This window comes from bacterium (assembly GCA_019912885.1).
In the GTDB taxonomy this organism is placed as follows: Bacteria; Lernaellota; Lernaellaia; order JACKCT01; family JACKCT01; genus JAIOHV01.
In genome coordinates, this window is record JAIOHV010000051.1 from 17,946 (window position 1) to 31,650 (window position 13,705).

Annotated in this window: 11 protein-coding genes; 7 read left to right on the plus strand and 4 right to left on the minus strand. The window is 62.8% G+C overall.

What is annotated here, in order from left to right; all coding sequences use genetic code 11:
* The first annotated feature begins 249 nt into the window (after positions 1–249).
* The 7 genes from K8I61_04345 (at position 250) to K8I61_04375 (ending at position 10,747) form a co-directional block, all read left to right on the plus strand.
* Positions 250–1,749, plus strand: coding sequence for a glucan biosynthesis protein G (locus K8I61_04345; GenBank protein MBZ0271241.1), 1,500 nt, complete (start codon positions 250–252; stop codon positions 1,747–1,749).
* Positions 1,734–3,932, plus strand: coding sequence for a glucans biosynthesis glucosyltransferase MdoH (gene mdoH / locus K8I61_04350; GenBank protein ID MBZ0271242.1), 2,199 nt, complete (start codon positions 1,734–1,736; stop codon positions 3,930–3,932). The genes K8I61_04345 and mdoH overlap by 16 nt, the downstream gene beginning before the upstream one ends.
* An 86-nt stretch (positions 3,933–4,018) precedes the next feature.
* Positions 4,019–5,482, plus strand: coding sequence for an AAA family ATPase (locus tag K8I61_04355; GenBank protein ID MBZ0271243.1), 1,464 nt, complete (start codon positions 4,019–4,021; stop codon positions 5,480–5,482).
* An 830-nt stretch (positions 5,483–6,312) separates the two neighbouring features.
* Positions 6,313–6,885: a hypothetical protein gene (locus K8I61_04360; GenBank protein MBZ0271244.1), complete on the plus strand. Its 573-nt coding sequence runs from the start codon at positions 6,313–6,315 to the stop codon at positions 6,883–6,885.
* A gap of 151 nt (positions 6,886–7,036) precedes the next feature.
* Positions 7,037–9,004: a polysaccharide biosynthesis protein gene (locus tag K8I61_04365; protein MBZ0271245.1), complete on the plus strand. Its 1,968-nt coding sequence runs from the start codon at positions 7,037–7,039 to the stop codon at positions 9,002–9,004.
* Positions 9,001–9,996: a hypothetical protein gene (locus K8I61_04370; protein MBZ0271246.1), complete on the plus strand. Its 996-nt coding sequence runs from the start codon at positions 9,001–9,003 to the stop codon at positions 9,994–9,996. The genes K8I61_04365 and K8I61_04370 overlap by 4 nt, the downstream gene beginning before the upstream one ends.
* Positions 9,997–10,105: 109 nt before the next feature.
* The gene (locus K8I61_04375; protein ID MBZ0271247.1) at positions 10,106–10,747 is read left to right on the plus strand and encodes a hypothetical protein; all 642 of its coding nucleotides are present in this window, start codon (positions 10,106–10,108) and stop codon (positions 10,745–10,747) included.
* Positions 10,748–10,769: 22 nt separating this feature from the next.
* Here the strand turns inward: K8I61_04375 and K8I61_04380 are convergent, their stop codons facing one another.
* The 4 genes from K8I61_04380 to K8I61_04395 form a co-directional block, all read right to left on the minus strand.
* Complete coding sequence (locus K8I61_04380) at positions 10,770–12,326, minus strand: sigma 54-interacting transcriptional regulator (protein ID MBZ0271248.1); 1,557 nt, start codon at positions 12,324–12,326, stop codon at positions 10,770–10,772.
* Positions 12,327–12,432: 106 nt separating this feature from the next.
* The gene (locus K8I61_04385; GenBank protein ID MBZ0271249.1) at positions 12,433–12,831 is read right to left on the minus strand and encodes a type II toxin-antitoxin system VapC family toxin; all 399 of its coding nucleotides are present in this window, start codon (positions 12,829–12,831) and stop codon (positions 12,433–12,435) included.
* Positions 12,828–13,091 (minus strand): hypothetical protein, encoded by a 264-nt coding sequence (locus K8I61_04390; protein ID MBZ0271250.1) that lies wholly within the window; start codon positions 13,089–13,091, stop codon positions 12,828–12,830. Before K8I61_04390 ends, K8I61_04385 begins: the two co-directional genes overlap by 4 nt.
* 58 nt (positions 13,092–13,149) lie before the next feature.
* Positions 13,150–13,623, minus strand: a complete 474-nt coding sequence (locus K8I61_04395) for an OsmC family protein (protein ID MBZ0271251.1) — start codon at positions 13,621–13,623, stop codon at positions 13,150–13,152.
* Positions 13,624–13,705: the final 82 nt, after the last annotated feature.

Here is a 13,705-nt window from a genome sequence, read left to right on the forward strand (position 1 = left end):
CTCCCCGGAAAAACCGTTTTCGCCGGCCGGGCACCGCTTGATAACCGGCGCGTTATGGCTATGATGCGCGCCCGAGATCGCTCTCGCCTTGGGTCAGAGGCGTAAGCGAACGTCGCCGCGTTGAATAACGAGTCCCGGATGACGCGGCGCGCGGGCCCGGGCCCGAAATCCGTCGATCTCGCCGGCCTGGAAGCGGCTTTCGCCTTGAATCACCAACGGACACGCCGTGTATTGCGGGGTTGCGGTGCGATGGCGTGCGCCGCCTTCTCGCTGGTATTGGTGCACCGCGCCGCCGCCGCGGCGCCCGCGCCAAAAAGCCCTGACCCGTTTGACATGGTCGTCAACATGGCGCGGATCCTTTCGCAGTCGCCGTACGACCCCGCGGAAAAGCCGCTGCCCGCCCCGCTTGAGACGCTGACCTACGACCAGTATCGCGACATCCGCTTTCGCCCGTCGGCGACGATGGGAATGAAACCGGGCCGCCTGTTCCGCATCCAGTTCTTTTCGCTCGGCTACCTTTTCCGGGTGCCGGTGGAAATCTCGACCATCGAACAGGGCAAGGTGACGCACGTTTCCTTTACTCCGGAGATGTTCGAGACGGGCAAGGTCGCGCCGCCGCTGCCCGAGGGCGACATCGGGTTTTCCGGGTTCCGCCTCCTGTATCCCATCAACAAGAAAACCGTGTACGACGAGGTCGCCGTCTTTCAGGGCGCGAGCTACTTCCGCTCGCTCGGCCGCGATCAGGCCTACGGCCTTTCCGCGCGCGGGCTGGCGCTTCGGACCGGATCGCCGAACGGCGAGGAATTTCTGATATTCCGCCGCTTCTGGATCGAGGAACCGCGCAAGTGGAGCCGTTCCGTGGTCGTGTACGCCCTGCTCGACGGGCCGAGCGTCTCGGGCGCGTACCGGTTCGAGATCGCACCCGGCGACGACACCGTCATGGATGTTCGCGCCGTGCTGTTCCCGCGCGTCGATCTGACGGAGATCGGCATCGCGCCGGGCACGAGCATGTATTTCTTCTCGCCGAACGGCCGGCAGAACGTCGATGATTTCCGCCCGCACGTTCACGACTCCGACGGCCTGCTCATGGTCAACGGCCGCGGCGAACAAATCTGGCGCCCGCTCGCAAACCCCGCGCGCCTGCAAATCAGCGGATTCCAGGATGCGTCGCCGCGCGGGTTCGGACTCATGCAACGCAATCGGAACCCGCACGACTACCAGGATTTCGAGTCGCACTTTGAGCGCCGCCCGAGCCTTTGGGTGGAGCCCGCCGGCGACTGGGGCGAAGGCTCCGTCATCCTGGTCGAAATTCCATCCAACGCGGAGATTCACGACAACATCGTGTCGTTCTGGCGCCCCGGGGAGCCGATCCGGCAGGGGTCGGAATACGCGATCGCGTACAAGCTGCAATGGGGCGGCGAGCCAAAAGTTTCGACGAACCGGATCCGCGTCATCGCCACGGCCCACGGCCGCGCGGACGCCACCGCGCCGACGCCCGTGCGTCGATTCGTGATTGATTATTCGCCGGACAAGGAGCGTGATCGAAAACCGCCGCCGGATGCGTTGGTGACCGCCTCCGCCGGCCAGGTGAGCTCCGTGGTCGTCAGCGCCAATCCGCTGGCCGGCGGTCACCGCGTCGCGTTCGCGTTCGATCCCGGCCGCGAGGATCTGGCCGAGCTTCGCGTCGAACTCAAATACGCCGACCGTCGCGTCGCCGAGACGTGGCTCTACCGATGGACAAAACCGTGAACGTCGCGACCCCGCTTCCATTTGGCGCGACCGGCGATAAGGGCATGCCGCCCGAGTCGCGCGTCGCGATGCCGAGTCAGTCGCTCGCGAATTTCGATGCCGCCGCGCGCCGAAAACCGGTGAATCGCAAGGCGGTCCGCACGCCGGCCTGGCGCCGCGCTTTCGTCATGGGGACATCGTTCGCGATCGCGGGCGCGTGCGTAAAGGAGATGTATTTCGTCCTTGAGCTCAACGGCATGACGGCCATCGAGTCGCTCATCATCGCGCTGTTCGCCGTCAATTTCTCCTGGATCACCTTCCCATTCGTCACGTCTTTTGTCGGGATGTTCGTGCCGGGTCCGCGCCGCGCCAAAAAGGCCGCCAGGCCGCTTTCGACGCGAACCGCCGTCCTGGTGCCGATGTACAACGAGGACGCCGCCCGCGTCGCCGCGGCGGTGGACGCGATGGCGCACGACCTGGCGGCCCAGGGCGAAGGCGCGTCGTTTGATATCGTCATGCTGAGCGACACGACGGACGGCGATATCGCGCTTGCCGAGCACGAGGTCGTGTGGGCGCTGCGCGAGCGGCTTGCCGGAAAGGTTCGCGTTTATTACCGCCGGCGCCCGAAAAACGTCGCGCACAAGTCCGGCAATATCCGCGACTTCTGCGAGAGGTGGGGCGGCCATTACGATCACATGGTCATGCTCGACGCCGATAGCCTCATGGACGGCGCGACGCTCGTTGAACTCGCGCGGCGCCTGGAGGCGGACCCCGACGCGGGGCTGATCCAGACGCTGCCGCGCCTTATCCGCGGGACGACTCTGATGGCGCGGGTGCAGCAGTTCGCCGGGCGCGTTTACGGCCCGCTGCTGGGGCGCGGCCTCGCGTGGTGGGCCGGGCGTGAGTCGATGTTCTGGGGACACAACGCCATTGTCCGCACGGCCGCGTGGGCTTCGTCCGCGGGCCTTCCGGTGCTTCCCGGCAAGCCGCCATTCGGCGGCCCGATCCTCTCCCACGATTTCGTCGAGGCGGCCATGATCCGCCGCGCGGGCTGGAGCGTTTCGATCGCGCACGACCTTTCGGGCTCCTACGAGGAATGCCCGGCGTCGATGATCGACATGGCGATCCGCGACCGCCGCTGGTGCCAGGGCAATTTGCAGCACACGCGCGTCATGGCGGCGAGCGGGATGCACTGGGTCAGCCGCATGCACCTGGCGGCGGGGGTGTTCACGTATCTCGCGTCGCCGTTCTGGCTCATGTTCATCGTCGCGGGCCTCGCGCTCGGCGCGCAGTACCACTTCATGCGACCGTCGTATTTCGAGCCGTTCCCGACGCTGTTCCCGTTCTGGCCGGAGATCGATCCCGTCCGCGCCGTGCGTCTTTTCGTCATCACGTTCACAATTTTGCTCGGCAACAAGCTCTTCGCGGCCGTGAGCGTTCTCGGAAGCTGGCGGCGCTTGCGCGGCTGCGGCGTCGTGCTGTTCCCGTTCAGCCTCGCGTTCGAGATGGTGCTTTCCGCGCTTGTCGCGCCGATCCTGATGCTCATCCACAGCGGCATCGTTGCGGACGTCCTGCGCGGGCGCGATTCCGGCTGGCGCCCGCAGCGCCGCGACGACGACAGCCTGCCGTTCGCGCAGGTTCTGGGCCGGCATCGCGGGCACATGCTCGCGGGCGTCGTGTTATCGGCCGTCGCCGGAAGTATCTCGTGGGAGATGCTCGCCTGGCTTTCGCCCGCGACGATTCCGATGATCCTCGCGGCGCCCATCTCGGCGATCACCGGCTCGGCGCGCTTCGGCCGGCTGTTCCGGCGGATCGGCCTTCTGCGCACGCCGGAGGAGACGTTTCCGCCGTCGATCGCCCGCGCGGCGGATGCCGCGTACCCGATCTATCGCGATGCCGCGGCGCACACGCCGGGCCTTGCCGCCGTCGCGCGCGATGCGGCGCTGTTCGAACGGCACCTGGCGTTGTCCGACGAGCCGACGGCTCATCACGCGGGTGCGCCGCACCTCGCGCCGGCCGACGACCACGACGCGCACGACGCGCTCGCCGAACGCAAGATCCTGGCCGCGCGAACTCTCGACGACGCCGTCGCCGCGCTCACCCCGCGCGAACGCGCCCGCGTCCAGGCGCAGCGGAGCCTGATGGAACTTCTCGCCCGGCGTGCGTCGAGCACGCAAGCGCCAAGGATGTCCGAAACGGCGTGAGGGAGGCGGTGTCGCGGGGAACCTATGCGTCCGCAAGATAATCTGCGAAAACCACGGATGTAACGAAATAACGCGAGGAGAAATCCGTGAGCGCGACGCGCGAATTGATCGACGCGATGGTTCAAGGTCGGCAGTGGGCAGGCACGGGCGATAGTGACGGCGTGCGCGCGCTCATGGGGCGCGTTTATGACGAGAGATATCATCGTGCCGCTCATCATAAGGGCCGCTTCCAAGAGCGGGTCAATCTTCAAAAGAAGGACGACGCCGCATCGTACGCCGGTTGGATAACGGCGGAAAATCCAACGTCAGGGCCATATCAAGGGACGTCGTTCGTCTGGTTCCCCGGGGAGTCCGGGAGCGTTGCGACACTCGTTATCGGAACGGATGGATTCGGTGCCGACACCGGCGTACTTGGTCGCCCGGGGCACGCGCGACGTTTGCGCGCCTTGTCGCGTATGAACTCCGGAAGCGTATGGGTTAAGCCCGATCTGTTGGATGTCGTCAACGAAGTCCCCGTGGCGGTCTCTACGCGATGGCCCGATATTGCCGCCGCGCTGAAGGCCTATGGACGTGTCATTTACGCGGCCGTTGTTGTTGACGATGCGAATGAGGCTACAGCGGTCGAGGACCTAATCGATCTCTTTTTCCACGAACACGACGTTCCACTCACGGGACCATCGAAAGCGAGATGGGACGGACGACTTCAAGCGATTTCCGGAAATATTTTTCATATCCACGAGCCTGATGCCGTTCTTTCGATCCTTCGTGAACGAAGGTTCGTCGTTCTGGAAGGTCCGCCGGGAACAGGAAAGACACGTCTCGCATTCCAAATCGCCGATCGAATTGGCTCAGCAACGCGCATTCAATTTCACGCGGCAAGAACGTACGAAGATTTTGTGGTCGGTCTATTTCCTCGACCGGTCGCTCAGGGACTGACCTTTGACGTTAACCCGGGGGATTTATTGAAGGCCAACGCCGCGGCGCAATCGTCCGAGCACCTCTTGGTGATCGATGAACTCAATCGCGCGGATCTTGCGCGCGTACTTGGTGAAGCGGTTGTTCTGTTCGAAGTTGGCGAACCGGACCGAAGCGTTCGCATTCCGCATACGCCCAATGGCTTTGACACAGATTTTCGACTTTCCCCGAATTTATTGGTGATGGGTACTCGCAATACCGCCGATCGAACGATCGCTCCGATGGATATCGCGATCCGGCGCCGCTTTGCGTTTCTTGCGATTTGGCCGGACCTGAAAGCTGTTGAAACGCAAGGCATTGCATTTGCCGCCGACATATTCGCCGACGTCATCCATACGTTCTCCGAGTTCGCGGACGACGACGCGCTTCGCCTCGTACCGGGCCACTCCTATTTTCTTGATCCGCGCCCCGATCTCGATGTCGCCACAAAAGAAGACCGCATCGCACGTCGGTTGGAGTACGAACTTGTACCGCTGCTTCGCCACTATCTCGATGAACGGCTTTGCGGTGCGGCAAGCGAAACGGTCGCGGGACTCGCCGACCGAATTGAATCGACGCTCCTGAGCAGAAAATAGTGGCACGAGCGCGGAAGAGGTTCGGACATTCGCGTGCGGCCACCATTGCCGGGGCTTGCGCAACCGCACGACCGCTTTTGAAATCAACAGACTACGGCGCGCCGCTACTGATTTACGGATCGCAAATTGGCGCGTCCGGCGACCGATGGGTAGAGCCGTTTCTTAGCGCGAATCACCGGAACTTGCAGCGCTTGGAACTTGGATACCAAGTGCGGACTAGCCCGCAAGTGCAGATCGTTCTTTCGCCACGATCGCGTATCGGTGCGATCCCGCTATTAAGCCCCTCAACTCGAAAAGTCGTGGCCGGCATTCTGATCGAGCCGCGGTTTCGCTGGGCTGCTCTCGGTTCCGTATTCGAGGCGATCGGTTTTGACTTCGAACCGCAACTCGGTATGGCGCCGTTGGTTCCGGGCTCGGCGCGTGAAGTGCCACCGTGGCTATTGGCGGCACCTGTTATCGAGCGAATTGCGGAGTTTCTTCGACATCGACGACGCGGGTTCGTGCCAACAGAGTCGATTCGAACCAGTCCGCGCGGTCAGATCGATTGGACAAAGTGGGCCACGTCGCACGTAGCGCGAGGAGTCTGGACGAATTTCCCTTGTCGATTTTCCGAGCCGGACGATGATCCCAGACTTTCCGCTTCCATTCGTTGGACTTTAAGTCGGCTTGAACAAGATCTTAGGTCGCTATCTTGGTCCCCAACATCGCGTCGATTGCTTCAGAGAACTTCAGAATTGAAGCGGGACCTTGGGCCCGGGGCTTCGGAACGGCCCCCAACATCTTGGACGTTGCCGGGATCGTCAGAATGGACGCTCGCCGCAATTGAGGCGATGACTTGGATCGCGGAGGAACGCGGATTGGGAGGCGCGAAAAGTCTCGACGGACTGGCGTGGGATTTATCGATTGAGGCGGTGTGGGAGGCTTGGGTAGCGGCGTTTTCCGCTGAACTCTCGCAACGCCTGGGTTTCGTCGCCAGCCCATTTCAGACGGCCAGGCGATCTCTGCGTTGGTCTGGTTCGAATCAGTCGATGGGTTCGTTGATGCCCGATGTCGAACTTCGTGCAGCGAATCGTGCCGTGTTTGTCGACGCGAAGTATAAATCGCACTACAGTTTGATCGCTCAGCGGGGTTGGCAGGGTCTAACCGAAAAAGTTCGCGATGAACATCGTGCGGACATTCATCAGGCGCTCGCCTACACGTCCCTTGCTGACGTCCCGCAAGTCGATTCGCTGCTAATTTATCCGCAACTCGGTGAGTCGACGAATACCTCCGCCATGGTCGCGCGAGTGACGTCCGGTCGACGGGTCGTCAGACTCATTCTCGTTGCGGTGCCATTCGGCTACAGAAACCTGGAGCAGAAGGAAAACTGCTTGAACACGGTTCGCGAGTTTTTGGTTGCCTAATCAACAATATGATGCGAGCCGAGTCGTTAGGCACCCCAGAATTCACGGCAAACCGTTTTCACCCATTTTTCAATTGACCCCGCCCCGTCCGCCCGCCTACACTGGCGCTTCGTTTTTTTGCCCAAGGGACGGGGCGGCTGAAAAGTAGCGTATGAGCCTGGCCAACGATCTTCGCGGGAAGAATTTTCTGGACACGCCGCTCGGGCAGAGCGTCGTGCGTTGGCGTCGAGCCTTCATCGTCGCCAGCCAGGCCTTCCTGATCGTCGCCGCGTATTTCCTCTCCTTCTTCCTCCGCTTCGATACCGAGCCCAACGACTGGGCGCTCGGCCTGTTCTGGCAGACGCTCCCCTGGCTTCTCGTCGTCAAGTTGCTTGTTTTTTATTGGTACGACCTCTATCGCGGCTGGTGGCGCTACGTCGGCATGGACGACCTGCTCGACATCATCCGCGCCTGCACCGTCTCCACGCTCGCGTTCATCGTCGTCGCGACCTTCGCCGTGCCGATCTTTCCGCGCTCCATCTTCATCATCGACTGGTTCATCTCCATCGCGTTCATCGGCGGCATCCGTTTCCTTTTGCGCGCCGTGCGCGAAAAGCTGCTGCACGACAAGGCCGGCAAGGCGATCAATGTCCTGATCTACGGAAGCCACGCGATCGGCGTCGAGCTTTTGAAGGAGATTCGCGGCAACGCACAGCTCGGCATGAACGTCGTCGGATTCATCGACGACTTCGCGCCGAAAAAGGGCTTCAAGATCCACGGCGTCTCGATCCTTGGCGGGCGCGAGGAGTTGCCGCACATCATCGAGCGCTACGGCGTCAACCAGATCATCATCACCTCCGCGTCGCTCAAGCCCCGCGAGATCAAGGAGTTGATCGCGCGATTCCGCGACACGGGCGTGCGTTTCAAGATCATCCCGCCGATGGCGGACATCATCAACGAACGCGTGTCCGTGAAGCATCTGCGCGACGTGTCGGTCGAGGATCTGCTCGGGCGCAAGGCCGTACACCTGGACGCCGATCTCATCCGCGAGCACTTCGAGGGCCGCGTCGTGCTGATCACCGGTGCCGGCGGGTCGATCGGCTCGGAACTCGCGCGCCTCGTGGCCGCGAACGATCCGGAGACGGTCGTTCTTTACGAGCGCAACGAGAACGCGCTGTTCATGATCGGCTGGGAGCTGACCAAACACTACCCGCACGTGCGTTTCGAGTCCGTCGTCGGCGATATCCTCGACATGGAACTGCTCGACGCCACGATGGACGAGCACGGGCCGGACGTCGTTTTCCACGCCGCCGCCTACAAGCACGTGCCGATGATGGAGATCCACCCCGCGCAGGCGATCCGAAACAACGTGCTCGGCACGAAAAACGTGGCGGACGCGGCGGTGCGCGCCGGCGTGGCGCGATTCGTCTTCATCTCGACGGACAAGGCGGTGCGGCCGACGAACGTCATGGGCATGACCAAACGCGTCGGCGAGCAGATTCTGCAATCGCTCGCCGGAACGGGCGTGCAGACCAAATTCATCGCGGTGCGTTTCGGGAACGTGCTTGGGTCCGCGGGATCGGTGATTCCGCTTTTCCAGCGGCAGATCGCCGAGGGGGGGCCCGTCACCGTGACGCACCCCAAGGCGCGCCGCTACTTCATGACGGTGCGCGAGGCCGTGCAGCTTGTGATGCAGGCCTCGGCGATGGGCCGGGGCGGCGAAATCTTCGTGCTGGAGATGGGTGAGCAGATCCTCATTCATGACCTGGCGCGCAATCTGATCCGGCTTTCGGGCCTCGAGCCGGGACGCGACATCGAGGTGCAGTTCGTGGGCCTTCGCCCCGGCGAAAAGCTGTCGGAGGAGCTGTTCACCTCGCAGGACGAGGTGGAGCCGACGTCCAACGACAAGATCTACGTGCTGGCGCCGTCCGCGGCGGGCAAGGCCAACGGTGAATTGATGCGCGCGGTTGAGGACTTGATTCGACAGGCCGATGAGGGAAAACTGGACCGCGCTCTGGCTCTGATGCAGGATCTCACGCGCGAGAGGCCCGGACCGTTTGAAGCACCAGCGGCGGCCCCGGCGGCAACGCAAGCCTCGGGATCGGCGGTGGTCGTCCCCTTGACCCGGAGAGACGTATGACGAAGCGCGCCCGATGGTTCTTCATGTTCATCGTCGCGGTCACCGTGATCGGGACGGCTCCGGCGATCGCCCAGGACGAGGGCGCCGACGACGAGAAGACGGTTGTCATCGAAGGCGACGAGACCCCGGCGCGCGACATCCAGGCCGACAAGCCGTCGATCAGCAATATCCCGCACAACTTCCGCGGCATGTCGGGGCTCGTGTTCACGATGTCGACGCGCACGCTGAACCCGGGCACGGTCGAGATCGGCGGCGCGTATCTGGGCGAAGGCAACAGCGACCCCGATTACACGCGCAACACCTACGCCTTCAACGCCAGCGTGGGCATCCCCGGGCATATCGAGTTCGGCCTGCACGTGCCGTACGTCGAGACGAACCTCGAGGTCTTCGACACGATCGACGACTTCGGCGCGCCGGCGCGCGGCTTCCGCGAGGGCGACTCGTCGGGCGTCGGCAGCATCGAGGGCATGTTCAAGTGGGCCTTCTCGCAGCAGGACCTTTTTCTCCCGTCGCTTGCGCTCGGCCTGGGTTTCGTGGCGCCCGGCGATGACTTCGAGCAGCGCGTCGGCCTGGTGAAGCGTTACGGTCTTCGCACCGTGTTGGCGATGGGCATCGAGATCAACGATTTGTTCTTCACGGATTACGCTTTCGCCGTGCTCGCCGACGGCGGCATGTTCTTCGGCGATGTGCAGGTGGACGACCGCGACTACGAGGAAAAGCACGGCGAGGTGCACTTCGGCATGATCTTCCCGCTGCACCCGCGCAACTTCGTCACGCTGATTGCGGAGTACGAGGGCCTCATCATGCGCGGCACGGCCAACAACGACGACGAAAACAGCTTCCTGGGCGCCCTGCGTTTCACGCATAACCACATCGCCGTCACCGCCGGCATGCAATACGTGCTCACCGAGGCTACGGACAGCGACGACGCAATGCGCTACGTCGCGCAACTCTCGTGGAAAATCGGCAAACCCTGGCCCGTTTTCCCGTAGCCGGAGATCTCACCGCAAAGGCGCGAAGAATTCGCAAAGACGCAAAGAAAAAATAAAATTCTTTGCGCTCTTCGCGTTGCCTTTGCGTCTTCGCGGTAAAAATCAAACCGTGTTTTCCGATATCCCTGAATACGCCTTCGAAAACGATCTCGTCGAAATCGCGCGGCGCGATCGCGTCGCGGCGGCGCGGGCGTATGTTCCTGGTCGCGCGATCGTGCTGGGGCGTGGCAGCGACCCCGCGCGCGAACTGAACATGGAGGCGTGCGCGGCGGACGGCGTACGCATTTGGCGGCGCCCGGGCGGCGGGTGCGCGGTTTGGCTCGACGAGGGCAACGTCGTCGTCGCGATGGCGCTGCCGTGCGCCGGCATCGGCGATAACCTCAAATACTTCGCGAACATCACCGCCGCGCTCATCGAGACGCTCGGGGCGCTTGGCGTCACCGGTATGCGCCGCGAAGGCGCGTGCGATCTGGCGATCGGCGGCCGGAAGGTCGGTGGTGCGTGCATCCACCGCACGCGCGACGTGCTGCATTACGCGACGACGCTTCTCGTCGCGCCGCGTGTCGATCTCATGACGCGCTACCTCGCGCACCCGCCGAAGGAACCGGAATACCGGCGCGGCCGCGCGCACGCGGATTTCGTTAGCCGCCTACCCCTGCCCGCGGATATCCCGGACGCGCCCGCCCTCGCCGCGCGGCTGTCCGACGCGCTGCCGCCGGTCGCGGATGCGATGGCGAGTGCGTGCCGATAAGAATGCGCTGAGATTTCGCTCGCTATCTCCGATAGGTTCGCGGATCGATGTTGTGCGCCTGGATGCGGTAGGAAAGCTTGCGGTAGGTCATGCCGAGGTCACGCGAAGCGGACGCGACGTTGCCGCGCACGCGCTTAAGCGCCTCCACGATGATCTCGCGCTCGTAGATCGCGATCTGGTCTTCCATCGTGCCGGTCATCTCCGTCGCGGTCGCCTCCGCGGTCTGGAGCGTCGGCGGCAGATGGTGCCCGTGAACGACGCCGTCGGTCGAAAGCAGCACCGCGCGCTCGATGACGTTCTGCAACTCGCGCACGTTGCCCGGCCAATGGTAGCGCACCAACATGTCGATCGCCGGCGTGGAGATGCGTTTCATCGCCTTGTTCATGATGCGCGCGTATTTTTCGACGAAATAATCCGCGAGCAGCGTGATGTCGCTGCGCCGTTCGGTGAGCGGCGGCAGGCTGATCGAAAAGACGTTCAGGCGATAAAAAAGATCCTCGCGGTACTGGCCGTTTTCAATCATCGCCTCGAGGTTCTTGTGCGTCGCGGCGATGACGCGCACGTCCACCTGAATCGTCTCCGTGCCGCCGACGCGCTCGAACTCACGCTCCTGCAACACGCGCAGCAGCTTCACCTGCACGGCGGGCGAAAAATCGCCGACCTCGTCGAGGAAGATCGTGCCGCCGCGCGCGGCCTCGAATCGGCCGATGCGGTCTTTCAGCGCGCCGGTGAACGATCCCTTCACGTGGCCGAAAAGCTCCGACTCGAGCAGGTTTTCCGCGAGCGCGCCGCAGTTGACGCGCACGAACGGCCCGCCTCGCCGGTTGCTGTTGTAGTGGATCGCCTGCGCGACGAGCTCCTTGCCCGTGCCGCTTTGCCCGCGCAACAGCACGGTGGTGTCCGTCGGCGCGACCTGCAGGATCTGCTGATACACCTGCTTCATCGCGCCCGAGGTGCCGACGAGATTGTGCTGCAGAAAGCGTTCGGCCATCTTTTCACTTTCGAGCTGCTCCTGCTCGAGGCGGTCGCGCGATTCGTAGGCCCGCTGCGTCATGCGCATGTGCTGCGCGATCATGTACGTCGCCGAACGCAGCAGCTCGGCGTCCTCGGCGATCTCGGAGTAGTCCGCGCGCGGCTTGGCCAGGCAGAGCGTGCCGATGACCTCCTTGCCGTGGCGAACGGGCAGGGCGATCGCGACGAGAGCCTCGCCCTCGTCACCCTCCTCGTTCGGCAGGTTCGAGACGACGACGCGCTCTTTTTCGAACACGCGGCGGTTCACCGGACCGCCGACACCGCCGGGAATCTGCTGCGCGCGCTTGAGGGGTAGCCCGAACGAGGCCTCCACGCGAAGCTGACCGGTCGTGCGATCGAAAACGCCGATCGTTCCGCGCCGCGCGTGGATCGCTCGCGCCATGGCGGCAAGCGCCTCGCCGAGCGCCTCGGGCAAGCTCGCCGCCCGCTCGAGGATCGCACCGATGAAATAGAGATGCTTGAGCTTTTGCGCCGCGCGCTCGCCGGATTCGATGGGAACGGCCTCCGGCGCCGGAATTTCTGCGGTATCCGCCGATAAATTCGACATTTTCGTAGATTTTATCCGCTGAAAACGGAAATCAGTTTTTCGGTTCCGTCAAATTGTTGTCTCGGATTTGTAGGACGAGTTTACGCGGAAGTCAAGAAACGAGGTGCTATGGCGAGGTGAAATCCGGCTCTTTCAGGAGTTTTTTGTCGAAGGTGAGGATGGTCGAGCAGCCGGCGGCTCGCGACCGTTCGAGAATCAGGTAGTCGGCGAAATCGCCACGGTTTTCGCGGTACGCCTGGACCGCGCTTAGAAGGACGCCTTCTCGCGACTCGAAACGGAATTGGTGTGAATGAACGAGGTCCGCCAGACGTTGAGCAATCATTTCCTTCGAAATCTTATACGTGCGCTCCAAAACCCAGATGAATTCACACAAAACAAGATCGCAAACAAAAAACACCTGTCCTCGTTCGAGTTCGCTTTCCAACAGTTTGCGGACACGCGGTGACTGAATGGGATCGTCACCAAGCACGTAGCGCGTGAGGATATTTGTGTCGATGCCGATCACTCGGAATCGTCCCGCAAACTCTTTTCGAAGTTCTCCGCGACCTGTTGTTTGATGTCTTCGTTCATTTGCTCAACCGTGACGCTGCGTCGGTTTGTTTTGATCGACCCGTAAAGGGATCGGAAATCGACCGTTTTGGACACCATCTCAACAGATCCGTCCCGAATGATGAATTCAATCTGTTCGCCGTCGCAAATCGCGAGCGCGTCGCGAACGACTTTCGGTAGCGCGACCATTCCGTTTTCAACTTTCGCACTTGCCATGCTTCACCTCACCAGAAAATTGTAAGCCGCAAGGACGGCCAACGCAACGAATTTCGAGCTAAATCCCACCGCCGGGCAACGGCTCGACACGCACGTCGGTTTTGACCGAATTGGCAATAAAGCACTCCGCGTGCGCGCGCTCGTGCAGGTCGGTAAGCGCGACGCCCGATGGCGCCTCGCCGAAAAAAACCGCGCGCGGCCGAAGGACGACTTCGATCATCGCAAGCCGCCCCTCGCTGTTTCGACCCATCCGCCCCGCTGCGGTATCCTCGTAATGCTCGACAACGAGCCCCGCCTTCTGCGCCAAATGCAAAAACCACAGCATGTGGCAGCTCGACAGCGACGCGACGAACGCCTCTTCCGGGTCGATGGCCGACTCGATCGACATCGGCGGCGGAACGATGTGCGTTGACGATGACGCCGGCACCTCGATGCCGCCGTCAAGACGCCACGTGTGCGCCCGGCTGTATCGCCCGTCCGCGAAAACCGCACCGCGCCGCGACCAGGCGACAGTCGCCGTGTAATGGTCGATATTCCGGTCGCGCGGCCGCGGCGATTCGGGCGGTCGCGCGCTCAGCCGGCTCTCCCGCGCGCTCACGGGGTCGGCGCCGGCG